Below are 16,040 nucleotides of genomic sequence, written 5' to 3' on the forward strand. Positions count from 1 at the left end.
TGACGTGACTTGGCTCACCGGGGTTGAGTCTGCACCGACACGAGGACGCGCCCAGCGTCCCAGCCGCGATGGCACCCGCGGCCCGCACCACACGAGCGCTCGCCCTTCCCCCGCCCGACAAGGAGAACCCATGCGACTCAGGCGAACGTCCGCTCTCGCCGTCGCGGCAGCACTGCTGTTCTCGGCCGCCTGTTCCACCTCGAACCCCGGTGCGAACAGCACGAACGAAGGCGTGCTGAACGTGGGCATGCCGAATGGCCCGCAGACCGAGAACAACAACCCGTTCCTCAACACGTCGGCGGCCAGCTCGCTGGGCTACCGGCGGCTGATCTTCGAGCCGCTGGCCATGGTCAACGAGACCAAGCCGGCGGAGAAGCCCAAGCCGTGGCTGGCCACGGAGTGGGAGTGGTCGGACAACTACCACAAGTTGAGCCTGACCATCCGCGACGGGGCGACGTGGTCCGACGGCAAGCCGCTGACCGCCGAGGACGTGGCGTTCACCTTCGAGCTGCTGAAGAAGAACCCGGGCCTGAACGTCGACTCCGTGCCCTACGACGTGATCTCGTCGTCGGGCGACAAGGTCGACGTCGGCTTCCCCAAGTCGCAGTTCGTCAACCAGAAGAAGATCCTCGAGCAGCTGATCGTGCCCAAGCACATCTGGTCCACGATCGCCAACCCGAGCACGGACGCGGTCAAGACCCCCGTCGGCAGCGGTCCGTACACGCTCAAGTCGTTCACGCCGCAGACCGTGACGCTGACCGTGCGCGACTCGTACTGGCAGGAGCTGCCGAAGGTCAAGGAGGTCCGCTACACCTCCTACAGCGACAACAACGCGCAGACCACCGCCCTGGCGACCGGCGCGGCCGAGTGGAGCTTCGTGTTCATCCCGAACTACGAGGCCGTCTACACCTCCAAGGACCCCGAGCACTACAAGCTCTACTTCCCGCCGGTGCTCGGCATCCACGGCCTGTGGTTCAACACCAAGGTCGCGCCGTGGGACAACCCGGCCCTGCGCCGCGCGGTCAACATGGTGATCAACCGCGACGACATCTTCATGCAGGGCGAGGCGGGGTACTTCTACCCGAAGGTCGACAACATCACCGGCATCCCGACGCCCGCCGGTGACTCCTACATCGCGCCCGAGTTCCAGGGCAAGATCGTCACCGTCGACGTCGAGGCCGCGAAGAAGGAGCTGACCTCGGCCGGCTTCACCTTCGACGGCGACAAGCTCAAGGACCCGTCGGGTCAGCTCGTCACGCTGAAGATGACCGTGCCGTCCGGCTGGTCGGACTACGTGACGAACCTGGAGATCATCAAGGACAACGTGTCCAAGATCGGCATCGAGGCCACGGTCGACCTGCCCAACGCCGACGCGTGGAGCAAGGCGCTGGACACCGGTGACTTCCAGGCCGCGCTGCACTGGACCAACAACGGTCCGACGCCGTACGACATCTACGAGAACATCATGAACGGCGCGCTGTTCAAGCCGATCGGCGAGGGTGGCATCAACGGCAACTACGGCCGTTACGAGAACCCCGAGGCGACGACGCTGCTCAACGAGTACGCCAACGCCGCCGACGACACCGCCCGCAACGCGGCCCTGCACAAGCTCCAGCAGATCTTCGTGCGGGACATGCCGGTCGCCATCACCTCCGCGGCCAACGCGGGCGGCCAGTACAGCACCAAGAACTGGGTGGGCTGGCCCGACCAGTCCAACCAGTACGCGCCGCTGCAGCCCACGCTGGAGAACGCGCTCGACGTCGTCCTGCACCTGAAGCCGGCCGCATGACGACGAGCACCGCACCGTCGGCCTCCGGGACCACTGAGGTGGTCCTGGAGGCCGATGGCCTGACCAAGTACTTCCCGGTCCGCGAGCGCGGGCGAGAGCTGCTGTCGCGGACCACGCGCTCGGTGCGCGCGGTCGAGGACGTGACGCTGCGGTTGCACCGCGGCCGGGTCACCGCGCTGGTCGGCGAGTCCGGTTCGGGCAAGTCGACGGTGGCCCGGTTGCTGGCGCAGCTCTACCCTCGAACGTCGGGGGAGATCCGGCTGCACGGCGAACCGGTCGACGTCAAGGGCGGCAAGCGCTTCCGGGCGTACAGCAAGCGGGTCCAGATGATCTTCCAGGACCCGTTCGCCTCGCTGAACCCCGTGCACACCGTGCGCTACCACCTGACCCGCGCGTTGAAGATCCACGGCAACGCGGGCCGGACGCCGCAGGAGCTGGAGGACGCGCTCGCCGCCCTGCTCACCAGGGTGCAGCTCACCCCGCCGGAGCGGTACGTGGACAAGTTCCCGCACGAGCTGTCCGGCGGCCAGCGCCAGCGCGTGGCGATCGCGCGCGCCCTCGGCGCGGACCCCGAGGCGCTGCTGGCCGACGAGCCGGTGTCCATGCTGGACGTCTCGATCCGGCTCGGCGTGCTCAACCTGCTGCGCGACCTCAAGGAGCGCCTGCACCTGGCGATCCTCTACATCACGCACGACATCGCGTCGGCCCGCTACTTCGCCGACGAGACGTTCGTGATGTACGCCGGGCGCGTGGTCGAGGGCGGCGACAGCGAGACCGTCACCCAACGGCCCGCGCACCCGTACACGCAGCTGCTGATCGACTCCGCGCCCGACCCGGACCGGCCCGCCGTGCAGGAGAAGGACGGCGGCACGGGCGAGCCGCCGTCGCTGATCGACCCGCCCGAGGGCTGCCGGTTCAACCCCCGGTGCCCGCACGCGATGAAGGTCTGCGCGGAGAAGGTGCCGCCGCGCTTCGCCATCGGCGACGGTCCCGGCCACTTCGCCGCGTGCTGGCTCTACGGCGACGACCTGTCCGACGACGACAAGGTCCAGCTCCGCGGCGTGGAGGTGCGATGAGCTACCTCCTCAAGCGGATCGCGTTCTACCTGTTCACCGCGTGGGCCGCGATCACGATCAACTTCTTCATCCCGCGGGTCATCCCCGGCGACCCGGTGCAGGCGCTGATCACCCGGTCGCGCGGCCAGATGACCAGCGACGCCGTGCAGTCGCTCTACGTGCTGTTCGGGCTGGACAAGGACGCGAGCCTGGTCGAGCAGTACTTCACCTACCTGGGCCAGCTGCTGCGCGGCGACCTCGGCCTGTCGTTCACGTACTTCCCGTCGCCGGTGTCGCAGGTGCTCGGCGACGGCCTGCCGTGGACGCTGGGCCTGGTCGGGATCACCACCGTGCTGGGCTTCCTCATCGGCACGGCGCTGGGCACGGGCATCGGCTGGCGGCGCGGCTCGTGGGCCGACGCGCTGATCCCGGTGACCACGTTCGTGTCGTCCATCCCGTACTTCTGGCTCGGCCTGATCGCCATCGCGCTGCTGACCGGCCCGGACAGCTTCTTCCCGGCCTCCGGCGCCTACGACAACGGCCTGGTGCCCAACCCGGACCTGGAGTTCGTCGGCAGCGTGCTGCGGCACGGCCTGCTGCCCGCGTTCACCATCCTGATCTCGTCCATGGCGGGCTGGATCCTGTCGATGCGCAACATGATGGTCACGGTGGCCTCCGAGGACTACGTGACCGTCGCGCACGCCAAGGGCCTGTCCGACCGGCGCGTGATGGTGTCCTACGCGGCGCGCAACGCGTTGCTGCCCAACGTCTCCGGGTTCGCGCTGTCGCTGGGCTTCATCGTCGGTGGCACGCTGCTGGTCGAGATCGTGTTCTCCTACCCCGGCCTGGGCCTCCAGCTGTTCCAGGCCGTCGGAGCCAAGGACTACCCGCTCATGCAGGGCATCTTCCTGATCATCACGCTGTCCGTGCTGCTGGCGAACTTCCTCGCCGACGTGGCCTACCTCGCGCTCGACCCGCGCACCCGACGGGAGGGCTGAGCCGTGACCGTGGTTCCCACCACCGGGACGGCCACCCCGGTCGCCGCGCCGGTGAAGCGCCGCAGGCTGCGGTTCGTGGCCAACCCCAAGGCGACCACCGGCCTGGTGATCCTGGGCTTCTTCGCCCTGCTCGCGATCATCGGGCCGTGGATCGCGCCCTACGACCCCTCCGGGCGCGGCAACGACCTGCTCCAGGGCCCGTCGGCCGCGCACTGGTTCGGCACCACCCACCTCGGCCAGGACATCTTCAGCCAGGTCGTGGTCGGCACCCGCAGCGTCATGGTCGTCGGGTTCGTCGCGGGCCTGGTGGCGACGGTCCTGTCGATCCTGGTCGGCGTCACGTCCGGCTACCTGGCGGGCGCGGGCAGCGAGGTGCTGTCGGCGCTGTCCAACGTGTTCCTGGTGCTCCCCGCGCTGCCGCTGATGATCATCATCACGTCGACCCTGCCGGAGACCGGCACCCTCACCATCGCGCTGGTCATCGGCTTCACGTCGTGGGCCTGGGGCGCGCGGGTGCTGCGGGCGCAAACGCTGTCGCTGCGCGGGCGCGACTACGTGGAGGCCGCGCGGGCGACCGGCGAGAAGACGTGGCGGATCATCCTGTTCGAGATCCTGCCCAACCTCACCGCGGTCATCGCCTCCGGCTTCGTCGGCACGGTCATCTTCGCGGTGACGCTGGAGATCACGCTGGCGTTCATCGGCATCGGCGCGGGCGGCGACTGGAACTGGGGCACGGTCCTGTACTGGGCGCAGAGCCAGCAGGCCCTCGCGCAGGGCGCGTGGTGGTGGTTCGTGCCCGCGGGCCTGGCCATCGCCCTGCTGGGCACCGCGCTGTCGCTGGTGAACTTCGGCATCGACGAGTTCGTCAGCCCGCGGCTGCGCGGCGGGGGCAAGACGAACGTCAAGACCGCCGACGGCCACACGGTGCGGATGCGGGTCGGTTTCACGCCGGTGCTCGCGCACAAGACCCGGCCCGAGGGAAGGGAGACGCCGTGACCGACGCGGTGCTGGAGGTCCGCGGCCTCAACGTGGACTACGGCCTGGGCGACGACGCCGTGCACGCCGTCCGCGACGTGGACCTCACCCTGCACCGGGGCGAAGTCCTCGGCCTCGCGGGCGAGAGCGGCAGCGGCAAGTCGACGCTGGCCTACGGGCTGACCAGGCTCCTGCCGCCGCCGGGCGTGATCGCGGGCGGTGAGGTGCTCTACCACCCCGACGGCGGCGACCCGGTCGACGTGCTGCGGATGACCCTCCCGGAGCTGCGGAGGTTCCGCTGGGCCGAGACCGCGATCGTGTTCCAGGGCGCGATGAACTCGCTCAACCCGGTGCACCGGATCTCCACCCAGCTCACCGACGTGATCAAGGCGCACGACCCGCGCGGGTCGAGCGCGGCGCGCCTGGCCCGCGCCCGCGAGCTGCTGCGCCTGGTCGGCATCTCCGCCGACCGGCTGGACAGCTACCCGCACCAGCTCTCCGGCGGGATGCGGCAGCGCGTGATGATCGGCATGGCGCTGGCCCTGGAGCCCAAGGTCGTCATCATGGACGAGCCGACCACCGCGCTGGACGTGGTGGTGCAGCGGCAGATCCTGCGCCAGCTCGTCGAACTGCGCGAGCGGCTCGGGTTCTCGGTCGTGTTCATCACCCACGACCTGTCGCTGCTGGTCGAGTTCTCCGACCGGATCGCGATCATGTACGGCGGGCGCATCGTGGAGCAGGCGGACTCCGCCGACCTCTACCGCGACCCGCTGCACCCCTACAGCCACGGTCTGCTCAACTCGTTCCCCGCGCTGCGCGGGCCGAAGCGCGAGCTGACCGGCATCCCCGGCTCACCGCCGGACCTGCGCGCCATGCCCGCGGGGTGCTCGTTCCACCCGCGGTGCCCGCGCGCCCTGGAGCGCTGCGGTGCGGAGGTGCCGGTGCTCGGCAACCCCGCCGAGAAGAGGGACACCGCGCACGTCGCAGTGGGTCGACGCAGCCCCACCGACCGCACCGTGGCCTGTTGGCTGCACCCCGTTCACCACGACGGGCTCTGATCCCGTACACGACAACGGGATCCGAACTCCAGAGGAGATCAATGGACACCACGGCGCCGACCGTCGGGCTCGACCCCGCGATCGACACCCTGCCCGCCTCGTTCCGCTGGGGCGTGGCGACCTCCGCGTACCAGATCGAGGGGGCGCACGACGAGGACGGTCGCGGACCGTCCATCTGGGACACCTACTGCCGGACGCCCGGCATGGTGCACAACGGCGACAACGGTGACGTCGCGTGCGACCACTACCACCGGATGCCGGAGGACGTCGCGCTGATCGGCTCGCTCGGCGTGGACACCTACCGGTTCTCCGTGGCGTGGCCGCGCGTGCAGCCGGGCGGCAAGGGCCCGGCCAACGCGGCCGGCCTGGCGTTCTACGACCGCCTGGTGGACGAGTTGCTCGGCAAGGGCATCACCCCCTGGGTCACGCTCTACCACTGGGACCTGCCGCAGGAGCTGGAGGACGCGGGCGGCTGGCCGGCCCGCGACACCGCCCACCGGTTCGCCGACTACTCGATGCTCGTCTTCGACGCGCTGTCGGACCGGGTGCGCCACTGGACCACGCTGAACGAGCCGTGGTGCTCGGCGATGCTCGGCTACTACGAGGGCCGCCAAGCCCCTGGCAGGCAGGACTTCGGGGCGGCCATCCACGCCGTGCACCACCTGCTGCTCGGCCACGGCCTGGCCACGCAGCGGATGCGCGCGGTGGCCACCCGGCCGATGGAGTTCGGCATCACGCTGAACATGAGCCACGCGAGCCCGGCCACCGACAGCCCGGCCGACCGCGACGCGGCCCGCCGGGCGGACGGCTTGTCCCGCCGCATCTACCTCGACCCGCTGGTGCGCGGCCACTACCCGGCCGACGTGGTTGACGACCTGGCCGCGCGCGGGGTGGAGATCCCCGTGGAGCCGGGTGACCTGGAGATCATCAAGCAGCCCATCGACGTGCTGGGCGTGAACTACTACTCCAGCTCGAAGTTCTCCGGCGTGGACGAGGCGGGCAACACCGAGGACGCCGACGGCGTGCCGGTGTGCCGGGAGGTCCGCTACGGCCGCCCGGTGACCGCGATGGACTGGGAGATCGTGCCCGAGGGCTTCACCAACCTGCTGGTGCAGATCGGCGAGGAGTACCCGGGCGTGCCGATGGTCATCACGGAGAACGGCGCGGCGTTCGAGGACGAGGCCGACGAGACCGGGTTCGTGCGCGACGACGACCGCACCGCGTACCTGGAGTCGCACATCGCGGCCGTGGCCAAGGCCCGTTCGGCGGGCGCGGACGTGCGTGGCTACTTCGCGTGGTCGCTGATGGACAACTTCGAGTGGTCCTACGGCTACGACAAGCGGTTCGGCCTGGTGCACGTCGACTACGACACGCAGGTGCGGACCTTGAAGAGCAGCGCGTTGTGGTACCGGGACACGATCCGCCGCGTTCGCGGCAGCTGACCGGACGGACGAGGGGCGTGCCGGCGGGGTTCCGCGGCACGCCCCTCACCCGCGCGTCGTCGCCGGAGTGGCCGCACCCGGCGGCGCGACGACCGGAGGGCCGGGGGGAGCGCATCCCCCCGGCCCTCCGGCTTTCCCCGTCAGCGCCGGTAGACGCCGAACTCGTAGAGCGAGTAACCCCACCCGGTGCCGCGCTGAGTGGCGTGCAGGCGCACGTACCGGCCGGTGGCCGTGACGTCGATCGAGTCGACCCCGCCGTTGCCCGTCGTGGTGGCGTGCACCGACCGCCAGTTCGTGCCGTCGTCGGACACCTGGATCTCGTACGCCCGGCCGTACGCGCCCTCCCACACCAGTTGCACGTGCTGGAACGTGGTCACCGCGCCCAGGTCGACCCGCAACCACTGCGGGTCGGACCAGTCGGTGGCCCAGCGGGAGCCCGCGTTGCCGTCCACCGCGTTCGACGGCGGGAACGGCGCGCCGTCGCCCACCTGCTGGTAGGACGAGGCCGTGACGGGCTTGCCGAGGGCCACGTTCACGCCTGCCGGCTGCGGCGCGACGACCCGCACCGACTTCGTCTCGATGCCGATGTTGCCGCGGCCGTCCTCGGCCATCACGTACACCTTCCACACGCCGAGCCGGTCGGGCGCGGTCACGGTCAACCGGGTGCCGTCGACCCGCACGGGCGTGAACGCGAGCCCGCCGCTGTTGTCGACGTACTTGCTGTTGAACGCCGCCGACCAGGTGATCGGGTCGCCGTTGGGGTCGCTCACGGCCACGTCGACGTCCAGCCGCGCGCCGGCCGCGACGGTGGTGGGCAGGGACATCGCGGTGATCACCGGCGGGGTGTTGGCCGGCGTCGCGCCGCCGAACGCCCGCTGCACCGCGTAGAACGACAGCCGCTTCTTGCCCGCCGGGGTCAGGTTGAACCACACCGCGCCGAAGTCGTACTCCGTGCCGTAGTGGAACAACGTGCCGCCGAACGAGACACCCGTGTGCCCGGTGATGCAGTTCCACGCCCGCGTGTAGCCGTCCCGCTTCTGCACGTCCGTCGGCTCGCTCGGCACGCCGTTGACGTCGTTGGGCACCTCCCACTCACCCGCCGGGCCGGCCTCGGTCAGCAGGTACGGCTTGGTGTAGCCGCCGTTGACCCAGTCCTGCCGGACCTGGCAGACGTTGCCGTAGGAGTTCACCGAGTAGAGGTCGAGGTCGGGCGCGTGCGCCTTGAGGTAGACCCAGGCGCCGGTCCACGCGTCGGTGTTGGTCACCGGGTGGTTGGCGTCGATGGCGTGGATCGCCCGCGCGGCCTCGTTGACGTACTTGGCGTACGCGATCCGCTGGTTCTCCAGCTCCGTGCCCGAGTAGCAGTTCTGCAGGCCCAGGATGGACTCGTTGCCGACGTTCCACATGAGCACGCCGGGGTGGTCCTTGTAGGTGGTGACCCACTGCCGGATCGTGTTCAGCATGTCGGTCTTGTACGTGGTGTCGGTGACGTAGTTGACGCAGCCGCCGGAGCCGGGCCCGCCACCGGGCTGCAACCAGAAGCCGTTCATCACCTTGATGCCGTTGGCCGCGGCGGCGTCCAGCAGGGGCCGGGTCGAGGCGTCGGTGCCCCAGGTGCGCAGGGTGTTGACGCCCATGGACTTCAGCTCCGGCATGTACCGGGCCGCGTCGGCGGCCGGCGGTCCCCAGGTGAGGCCCTTCACCGTCCACGGCTGACCGTCGACCATCAGCTTCCAGTCGCCCTGGGAGCCGGTGACGCGCACGCCCGTGCCGGGCTGGGGAGTGCCGCCCCGGGTGCCGTAGACGCGGAACTCCCACAGCGAGTAGCCGTAACCGTTGGCGCGTTGGGTGCCGTGGACGCGGACGTACCGGCCGGAGCCCGTGACGTCGAAGCCCTGCCTGCCGCCAGTGCCGGCCGTCGTGGTGTGGACGGTGGTCCAGGCGGTGCCGTCGGGGGAGACCTGGAGCTGGAACGAGGTGGCGTAGGCGGCTTCCCAGTCGAGCTCGACGCGGCTGAGGGTCGAGGTGGTGCCGAGGTCAACCCGCAGCCACTGCGGGTCGCTCCACGCGCTGGCCCACCGCGTGCCCGGGTCGCCGTCCACGGCCGCGGACGCGGGTGTGCCCGCGCCTTCAATCGAGGACGCCGTGGCGGGCTTGCCCTGGGACAGCAGCACGGGCGCGGCGTTCGCGGTGCCCGGGACGACGGCGAGGCCGAGGAACAGGGCGAGCCCCAGGAGCGGGGCCAGCGCGGTGCTGGCGGATCGGAGGCGGTGCATGGCGTCTCCTGCCGGATTGTCGGGTCGAGGTGCGGGAGAGCGCTCTCTCAACCCGGCTCGAGTGTCGCGAACGACCACGGCCGTGTCAACGAACGTCCTCTTGACACCGTGGTGGCCCAGCGGGCAACCTCAGTCGGGAGAGCGCTCTCCCAGCCACGTTCCACGTCGGCAGGAGGACAACGGTGTCCCGAAAACCCCGCGCCAAGCACGGCCGGCGCATCCCTGGAGCACGAGCGGGCCGACTGCGAGACGCCGCACGACAAGTCGGCGTACTGCTCCTGCTGGTCGTGGCCGCCTGTGCGCCCGCACCGGACCCGGCCCCGTCGTCGTCGTTCAACGCCACCGACACCGCGTGGATCCAGCTGATGATCCCGATGAACGAACAGCTCTTGCCCGCGCTGGCCCTGGCTCCGCCCGAGCTCGCGCCGCTCGCCGCCGAGCTGGAGCGGTCGCACGAGCAGGAGTTGGTCCGGCTCAAGCGGTTGCGCGAACGGGCCGGGTTGCCCGAGGACAACCCGCACGCCGGCCACCAGATGCCCGGCCTGCTGTCGGAGGCCGACCTGGCGGGACTGCGCCTGGACCCGTCCGGCCTGCCCGGGAAGCTGCGCGAGCACCTGGACCAGTCGGCGTCGCTGGCGCGCGGCGAGCGGGACAGCGGCGCGGACCAGGAGACGCGTGACCTGGCGGCGTCGATCGCGACCACGCGCGCCGCGCAGATCGCGCGGTTGGGGGCGGTGTCGCCGTAGGGGCAAGACGTGTACCGGGCCGGTGGGGCAACGAGTGCGGGGAGGATGGCGAGAGGCAGGCAGCGGCCGGTTGCAAAGGGTGGTCCCGGGTGGTGGGCGGGCGTGCGAACCCGGGGGAGCGGCCCGCGGTGCGACCGTTGCCGCGGGAAGCGGGCTCCGACCCGGGGCGGCGGGTGGACGCCATCAAGACCGGGTTCACGGTGAGGCTGAGTGGTGGCGGCAGCATCGCGCTGTTCCTGGCCATGCGCCGCCAGTGGCACGAGGAAGCGGTCGCCGTGGTCACCACGCGGGACGCGGAGAGCGGCGGGTCACGCCGAGCCGCGGGCAGGATCCTCACCACCCACCTGCGCGACCCGCGCCCGATCGCCGCGGCATGCCCGCCAATCCCGAGTCCTGGGCCGTCACCCTCGACCTGACCGGCGCGACCCTGGTCGACTTCAACGCCGCCGGTGCCTGTCCCCGGGCGTGCCAGTCGGCCACGCTCGCGGGCACGGCCCGGTTCACCGGGGCGCGGTTCGCCGACGTCGACTTCCGTGGCACGGCCCGCTGCACCGACGTGACTTCGAGGGCGATGTGCTGTTCGCCGGCGTGAGCCGCAGCGAAGCCTGGTGGTTCCTCGGCGCGAAGGTCACGAGCCTCGACGCCGCGGTGGAGGTCCGGGGTTTCCGGATCCCTCCGGACGGGTCGATCGTCGCCGAGCCCCGGACCGGTCCCGGCGGGCTACGGCCGGACCGGTGAGACGCGGGCGACCAGGTGGTCGACGGCCTCCGGCAGGTCGGCGGGCCCCTCGACGGTGATGCCACCGCCGCCCAGCTCCCGCAGCGGCCGGATGTCGATGTCGTAGCGGTCGCCGACACCCCACACGTGGCGGGCGTCCACGCCGAACCGTTCCAGCAGCACGCGGAACGCGCCGGGGTCGGGCTTCGGCCTGCCGCCGACGTCGTCCGCGCTCACCACACCGGTGAAGCCCGCGACGCCGACCCCGATCCGGTCGAGGATCGCCGCGGCCGCGCCGGCGGTGTTGTTGGTGAGCAACGCGATCGGCACCAGGTCGCGCAGCCGCGCCAGCTCCCGCACCACCGAGTCGTCCGGGCGGACGCCGTCGACGATCGACAGGCGCGCCTCGCGGTACTCGCGCCACTCGTCCGCGGCGAAACCGTGGGCGAGCACGAACGAGGTGGTCGACGTGCGCGACCAGTCCGTCCGCATCCGCTCGCGCAGCTCGGCCACCCTGCGCGCGGCGTGCTCGGGCGTCTCGCCCCGCAGCTGCACGAACATCGAGCCGATGACGTCGAGGATCGGCCCGGTGTACAGCTCGCGGGGGTAGAGCGTGCCGTCGAGGTCGAAGACGACCAGCCGGGGCGCCGACCCGTTGTCGATCACTTCCACCATCAGCCGAGCATAGTGAGCCGTTGGGCAACACCGGAGAAACGCGGTGGCCCCCGACCCGTCGGGCGCGCGCGTAGCGTCGGAGCCATGAGTGCTGCGGAGCGCGGACGGGTGCGGGTGGAGACCGGGACCAAGCGGGTCCGGGCCTACCTGGCGGGCGAGCTGGTCGTGGACACCACGCGACCGGCGCTGGTGTGGGAGAAGCCGTACTACCCCACGTACTACTTCCCGGCGGAGGACGTGCGGGCGACCCTCGTGCCGACGGGCGAGGTGCGACGGTCACCCAGTCGGGGCAACGGTGAGCTGTTCGACGTCAAGACCGGCACGGCCACCGCGGCGGGCGCGGGCCTGCGCTACCCGGACTCGCCGCTGGAGGCGCTGCGCGAACTGGTCCGGCTGGACTGGGACGCGATGGACGAGTGGTTCGAGGAGGACGAGCCGGTCTACGTGCACCCGCGCGACCCGTACACCCGAATCGACGCGCTGCCCAGCAGCAGGCACGTCCGGGTCGAGGTCGGCGGCGTCGAGGTGGCGAACTCGCACCGGCCGGTGATCCTGTTCGAGACCGGCCTGCCCGCCCGCTACTACCTGCCGATGACCGACGTGCGGCTGGACCTGCTTCGGCCCACCGAACTGCGCACGAGCTGCCCGTACAAGGGCACCGCCGAGTACTGGTCGGTGGTGCTCGGCGACGAGGTGCACGAGAACGTCGTGTGGGGCTACCGCACGCCGCTGCCGGAAAGCGCGCGCGTGGCGGGTCTGGTCGCGTTCTACAACGAGAAGGTCGACACTTACGTCGACGGCGTTCTGGAGGAACGGCCGCGCACCCACCTGGGCTAGCAGTGCGTGCTCGCCGGGGCGCCGCCCGGACGGCGGATGGTAGTGCCTGATCAAGACGGGAACGCTAGCCAACCATGGACGTCTTCCCCTCCACCCCGAGGGCACACCGGAACCCCGTGGTCGTCGCTCGGAAGATGGCTCTGCTCAAAGCGCCCCACATGGCGAAGCTGACGGAGTTCGCCCAGCGCATCGCCACCGAGCGCAAGGCCGACGTGCCGCTGTTCGACCCGGCGAGCGGCGGCGTGAAGTCGAAGGTCCTGCTGCTGCTCGAGTCGCCCGGACCCGCGTCGTCGGGCTCGGGCTTCAACTCGCCGGACAACGACGACCCGACCGCCGCCAACGTGTTCGCCGCGATGGCCGAGGCGGGCCTGTCGCGGCGGGTGAGCCTGAGCTGGAACGTGGTGCCGTGGCACCTGAACAACCGCGAGCCCTCGCCCGCGGACCTGCGTGCCGCCGTGCCGTACCTGGTGGAGTTGCTGCGGATGCTGACCGAGCTGAAGGCGGTCGTGGTGCTGGGCAGGCCCGCGGGAACCGGCTGGACGCTGTCCGGCCGCGGCCACAAGCTGAAGGTGTTCAACGCACCCCACCCCTCGCCGCTGCACATCAACCGCGACCGGGCCAACCGGTGGCCGCAGCTCGTGGAAGCCTGCCGGGAGGCCGCCAAGGCGGTCGAGTGAGCCAGTCCACCGGGATCCGCCGGTCCGGCCGTGTCGGTCCGGGCGGGCACGCTGCTGGTCGACGGCATCGGTCGCGGCGACCAGTTCGTCGGGACGACGTTGGCGCGGGCGGGCCTGATCGCCTCGCGGTCGGGGCCCGCCCGGCTGACCGGGCACGGCCGGGAGCTGCTCGCCGCCGCCTGATCCGTCGTGCGGGCGGCTGCCGGCGTTCCTAGGCTCGACGCATGGCTCACCTCGCGGTGCGACGACCCCTGGCCGGACTGGCGGTGTTCGCGGCCGCCGTCGCCGCGACGGCGGTCATCGGCTCCCTGTCCGCCGTGTCCTCCGCGGCCGAGTACGAGCAGCTGCGCACGCCGTCGTGGGCCCCGCCGTCCTGGCTGTTCGGCCCCGTCTGGACGACGCTGTACGCGATGATCGCGGTGTCGGGCTGGCTGTTCTGGAAGCGGTACGGCGCGCGCCGCGAGCTGGTGCTGTTCGCCGTGCAGCTCGTCCTCAACGCGGCGTGGACGCCGTTGTTCTTCGCCGCCGGCCGGTACGGGCTCGCCCTGGTGGACATCATCGCGCTGCTGGTGTCGATCATCGCGCTGATCGTGCTGTTCGGCCGCGAGCACCGGCCGGCGGCCCTGCTCCTCGTGCCCTACCTGGCCTGGGTCTGCTTCGCGACCGCGCTGAACGCGAGCATCGTCAGCCTGAACTGATCGCCCGGCCGATCCGGTCGTGCAGGTCGCGCAGGTGCCGGACCAGCTCGGGCGGCTCGTGCACCTCGAACTCGCAGCCCAACTGCACCAGGTGGAACGCCAAGTACTCCACCGTGTCACCCAGCCCGCTCACCCGGCAGGTCCGCTCGTCCACCTCCTGCACCGCCGCGCCCGGCAGCCGCGCGCGCACGTCCCGCGCGGGCAGGTGGACCGTCGCCACCACCGGGTAAGTCGGAGCCCGGCTGAGCATGTGCTCCTTCAAATACGTCGCCGGGTCGTCCGCGGGCAGCGCGCGCGGCGCGAACCGTGCACCGGTGGGGGACAACGCGGTCATCCGGTCGACGCGGAAGAACCGCCAGTCGTCCCGTCCCGGGTCGAACGCCACCAGGTACCACCGCCGCCCGGACGGCACCAGGTGCAGCGGCTCGACGTGCCGCCCGCTGGGCGTGCCGTCCGCCGCCGAGTACCGGAACCGCAGCCGTTCCCGGTTCGCGATGGCCGACGCCAGCACGGTCAGGTGCTCGGGGTCCACCGTCACCCCGTCCGCGCCCAGCACCACCGGCACGGTCGCCGCGCCCAACGCGCTCACCCGCCGCCGCAGCCGTGCCGGCAACACCTGCTCCAGCTTCGCCATGGCCCGCACCGACGCCTCCTCGATGCCCGCCACGGTCTGCCGCGCCGCCGTCCGCAACCCGACCGCGATCGCCACGGCCTCCTCGTCGTCGAGCAGCAACGGCGGCATGGCCGTGCCGGCGACCAGCCGGTAGCCGCCCTCCGCGCCCATCGTCGCCTCGACCGGGTACCCGAGGTCGCGCAGCCGGTCCACGTCACGCCGGATCGTGCGCGGGCTGACCCCCAGCCGGCGCGCCAGCTCGCTGCCCGGCCACTCGCGCGGCGACTGGAGCAGCGACAGCAGGGACAGCAGCCGGCCCGCGGTGTCGGTCACGCCGACCAGCATGCCCGATCGGTGGACAGGCCCGGTCCTACTCGCCGAACAGCTCCCGCAGCTCCGCCGGCGGGACCTCTTCGAGCTGGGCGTACGTGCACGACTCGGGCGTGCGGTCGGGCCGGAAGCGGACCAGGCGGCTCGTGTGCCGGAACCGCCGTGCCTGGAGGTGCTCGTAGCGCACCTCGGCGACCAGTTCCGGCCGCACCGGCTCCCACGACAGCGTCTTGGTCGGGTTCCACCGGCTCTGCGCGCCCGGCGTGGCCGCGTCCATCCCGGCCCACTCCTCCCACGGGTGGCCGACCAGCGCGTCCCGCCGGTACGGGGCCAGCTCGTCCAGCAGCTCGCGGCGACGGGCGGCGGTGAAGCTGCTGGCCACGCCGACGTGGTGCAACGCCCCCGCGTCGTCGTACAGCCCGAGCATCAGCGACCCGACGCCCTCGCCGTCCTTGTGCGGCCGGAACCCGGCCACCACGCAGTCGGCCGTCCGCTCGTGCTTGACCTTCCACATCACCCGCTTGTCCTGCTCGTACGGCAGGTCCGTGCGCTTGGCCACCACGCCGTCGAACCCCGCGCCCTCGAACCGGGTGAACCAGTCCTCGGCCTGGTCCGGGTCGTCCGTCGCGGGCGTGAGGTACAGCCCCGGCACGTCCCGCAGCACGCCCTCCAGCAGTCGGCGGCGCTCGCCGAACGGCGTCGCGGTCAGGTCCCGGTCGTCCAGCGCGAGCAAGTCGAACGCCACGAACCCGGCCGGCGTGTCGACCGCGAGCTTGCGCACCCGCGAGGCGGCCGGGTGCAGCCGGAGCTGGAGCAGGTCGAAGCTCAGGCCCTCGGGCGTGACGATGACGATCTCGCCGTCCACCACGCACCGCGGCGGCAGCCCGGCCAGCAGCACCTCGACCACCTCGGGGAAGTACCTGGTCAACGGCCGGTCGTTGCGCGAGCCCAGCTCCAACTCGGCCCCGTCGCGGAACACCACGCACCGGAACCCGTCCCACTTCGGCTCGTAGACCAGGCCGGGCTCGCGCGGCACCGAGTGCACGGCCTTGGCGAGCATCGGCCGCACGGGCGGCATCACGGGCAGGTCCACGTCGCCGAGCGTAGATCCGGCGGGGGAATTTCACCGTGGATCGGAATCGAGGGCGGGAACT

General features: G+C 71.4%; 18 protein-coding genes. 14 read left to right on the top strand and 4 right to left on the bottom strand.

All coding sequences use genetic code 11. The annotated features are described in order from the left end of the window. Positions 1-130: 130 nt before the first annotated feature. From LZG04_RS17720 to LZG04_RS17745, 6 genes are read left to right on the top strand one after another with little or no spacing between them, the layout of a single operon-like run. Positions 131-1,789: an ABC transporter substrate-binding protein gene (locus tag LZG04_RS17720; RefSeq protein WP_233818345.1), complete on the top strand. Its 1,659-nt coding sequence runs from the start codon at positions 131-133 to the stop codon at positions 1,787-1,789. Beyond that, entirely contained in the window at positions 1,786-2,865 is a 1,080-nt protein-coding gene (locus tag LZG04_RS17725; protein ID WP_233818347.1) for an ABC transporter ATP-binding protein, read from the top strand. Before LZG04_RS17720 ends, LZG04_RS17725 begins: the two co-directional genes overlap by 4 nt. Then, positions 2,862-3,842, top strand: coding sequence for an ABC transporter permease (locus tag LZG04_RS17730; RefSeq protein ID WP_233818349.1), 981 nt, complete (start codon positions 2,862-2,864; stop codon positions 3,840-3,842). The genes LZG04_RS17725 and LZG04_RS17730 overlap by 4 nt, the downstream gene beginning before the upstream one ends. A 3-nt stretch (positions 3,843-3,845) precedes the next feature. Beyond that, positions 3,846-4,838 (top strand): ABC transporter permease, encoded by a 993-nt coding sequence (locus LZG04_RS17735; protein ID WP_233818351.1) that lies wholly within the window; start codon positions 3,846-3,848, stop codon positions 4,836-4,838. Beyond that, positions 4,835-5,875, top strand: coding sequence for an ABC transporter ATP-binding protein (locus LZG04_RS17740; RefSeq protein WP_233818353.1), 1,041 nt, complete (start codon positions 4,835-4,837; stop codon positions 5,873-5,875). Before LZG04_RS17735 ends, LZG04_RS17740 begins: the two co-directional genes overlap by 4 nt. A gap of 41 nt (positions 5,876-5,916) precedes the next feature. Beyond that, positions 5,917-7,317, top strand: a complete 1,401-nt coding sequence (locus LZG04_RS17745; RefSeq protein ID WP_233818355.1) for a GH1 family beta-glucosidase — start codon at positions 5,917-5,919, stop codon at positions 7,315-7,317. Positions 7,318-7,457: 140 nt separating this feature from the next. On the opposite strand, the gene LZG04_RS17750 is transcribed toward LZG04_RS17745, so the two are convergent. Continuing rightward, complete coding sequence (locus LZG04_RS17750; RefSeq protein WP_233818357.1) at positions 7,458-9,593, bottom strand: discoidin domain-containing protein; 2,136 nt, start codon at positions 9,591-9,593, stop codon at positions 7,458-7,460. 182 nt (positions 9,594-9,775) lie between these two features. On the opposite strand from LZG04_RS17750, the gene LZG04_RS17755 reads away from it, so the two are divergent. The 4 genes from LZG04_RS17755 to LZG04_RS17770 all read left to right on the top strand — a co-directional run bounded on the left by LZG04_RS17755 (position 9,776) and on the right by LZG04_RS17770 (position 11,077). After that, positions 9,776-10,339, top strand: a complete 564-nt coding sequence (locus tag LZG04_RS17755) for a DUF305 domain-containing protein (protein ID WP_233818359.1) — start codon at positions 9,776-9,778, stop codon at positions 10,337-10,339. Between the two features lie 128 nt (positions 10,340-10,467). Continuing rightward, positions 10,468-10,755, top strand: a complete 288-nt coding sequence (locus LZG04_RS17760; protein WP_233818360.1) for a hypothetical protein — start codon at positions 10,468-10,470, stop codon at positions 10,753-10,755. Then, positions 10,713-10,931, top strand: a complete 219-nt coding sequence (locus LZG04_RS17765; protein ID WP_233818361.1) for a hypothetical protein — start codon at positions 10,713-10,715, stop codon at positions 10,929-10,931. The genes LZG04_RS17760 and LZG04_RS17765 overlap by 43 nt, the downstream gene beginning before the upstream one ends. Next, a complete protein-coding gene (locus tag LZG04_RS17770; protein WP_233818362.1) occupies positions 10,928-11,077 on the top strand; it encodes a hypothetical protein in 150 nt (49 codons plus the stop codon). Before LZG04_RS17765 ends, LZG04_RS17770 begins: the two co-directional genes overlap by 4 nt. On the opposite strand, the gene LZG04_RS17775 is transcribed toward LZG04_RS17770, so the two are convergent. Then, a complete protein-coding gene (locus LZG04_RS17775; protein ID WP_233818363.1) occupies positions 11,060-11,731 on the bottom strand; it encodes an HAD family hydrolase in 672 nt (223 codons plus the stop codon). The genes LZG04_RS17770 and LZG04_RS17775 overlap by 18 nt on opposite strands. An 84-nt stretch (positions 11,732-11,815) precedes the next feature. Here LZG04_RS17775 and LZG04_RS17780 point away from each other — a divergent pair, with 84 nt between their 5' ends. The 4 genes from LZG04_RS17780 to LZG04_RS17795 all read left to right on the top strand — a co-directional run bounded on the left by LZG04_RS17780 (position 11,816) and on the right by LZG04_RS17795 (position 13,943). Further along, the gene (locus LZG04_RS17780) at positions 11,816-12,568 is read left to right on the top strand and encodes a DUF427 domain-containing protein (RefSeq protein WP_233818364.1); all 753 of its coding nucleotides are present in this window, start codon (positions 11,816-11,818) and stop codon (positions 12,566-12,568) included. Between the two features lie 158 nt (positions 12,569-12,726). After that, positions 12,727-13,245, top strand: a complete 519-nt coding sequence (locus LZG04_RS17785; RefSeq protein WP_233818365.1) for a uracil-DNA glycosylase — start codon at positions 12,727-12,729, stop codon at positions 13,243-13,245. 30 nt (positions 13,246-13,275) lie between these two features. Then, on the top strand, positions 13,276-13,428 hold the full coding sequence (locus LZG04_RS17790; protein WP_233818366.1) for a hypothetical protein: 153 nt from the start codon (positions 13,276-13,278) through the stop codon (positions 13,426-13,428). 41 nt (positions 13,429-13,469) lie between these two features. Beyond that, positions 13,470-13,943: a TspO/MBR family protein gene (locus LZG04_RS17795; RefSeq protein WP_233818367.1), complete on the top strand. Its 474-nt coding sequence runs from the start codon at positions 13,470-13,472 to the stop codon at positions 13,941-13,943. Here LZG04_RS17795 and LZG04_RS17800 read toward each other — a convergent pair. Further along, on the bottom strand, positions 13,930-14,889 hold the full coding sequence (locus LZG04_RS17800) for a YafY family protein (RefSeq protein ID WP_233818369.1): 960 nt from the start codon (positions 14,887-14,889) through the stop codon (positions 13,930-13,932). The two genes, LZG04_RS17795 and LZG04_RS17800, sit on opposite strands and share 14 nt — an antisense overlap. A gap of 37 nt (positions 14,890-14,926) precedes the next feature. After that, entirely contained in the window at positions 14,927-15,979 is a 1,053-nt protein-coding gene (locus LZG04_RS17805; RefSeq protein WP_233818371.1) for an ATP-dependent DNA ligase, read from the bottom strand. Positions 15,980-16,040: the final 61 nt, after the last annotated feature.

Source organism: Saccharothrix sp. S26 (assembly GCF_021390395.1).
In the GTDB taxonomy this organism is placed as follows: Bacteria; Actinomycetota; Actinomycetes; order Mycobacteriales; family Pseudonocardiaceae; genus Actinosynnema.

Excerpts from the sequence above, each read along its gene's own strand:
- LZG04_RS17720 (WP_233818345.1), top strand. The coding sequence starts at position 131 with ATGCGACTCAGGCGAACGTCCGCTCTCGCCGTCGCGGCAGCACTGCTG.
- LZG04_RS17725 (WP_233818347.1), top strand. The coding sequence starts at position 1,786 with ATGACGACGAGCACCGCACCGTCGGCCTCCGGGACCACTGAGGTGGTC.
- LZG04_RS17730 (WP_233818349.1), top strand. The coding sequence starts at position 2,862 with ATGAGCTACCTCCTCAAGCGGATCGCGTTCTACCTGTTCACCGCGTGG.
- LZG04_RS17745 (WP_233818355.1), top strand. The coding sequence starts at position 5,917 with ATGGACACCACGGCGCCGACCGTCGGGCTCGACCCCGCGATCGACACC.
- LZG04_RS17750 (WP_233818357.1), bottom strand. The coding sequence starts at position 9,593 with ATGCACCGCCTCCGATCCGCCAGCACCGCGCTGGCCCCGCTCCTGGGG.
- LZG04_RS17765 (WP_233818361.1), top strand. The coding sequence starts at position 10,713 with ATGCCCGCCAATCCCGAGTCCTGGGCCGTCACCCTCGACCTGACCGGC.
- LZG04_RS17775 (WP_233818363.1), bottom strand. The coding sequence starts at position 11,731 with ATGGTGGAAGTGATCGACAACGGGTCGGCGCCCCGGCTGGTCGTCTTC.
- LZG04_RS17780 (WP_233818364.1), top strand. The coding sequence starts at position 11,816 with ATGAGTGCTGCGGAGCGCGGACGGGTGCGGGTGGAGACCGGGACCAAG.
- LZG04_RS17785 (WP_233818365.1), top strand. The coding sequence starts at position 12,727 with ATGGCGAAGCTGACGGAGTTCGCCCAGCGCATCGCCACCGAGCGCAAG.
- LZG04_RS17795 (WP_233818367.1), top strand. The coding sequence starts at position 13,470 with ATGGCTCACCTCGCGGTGCGACGACCCCTGGCCGGACTGGCGGTGTTC.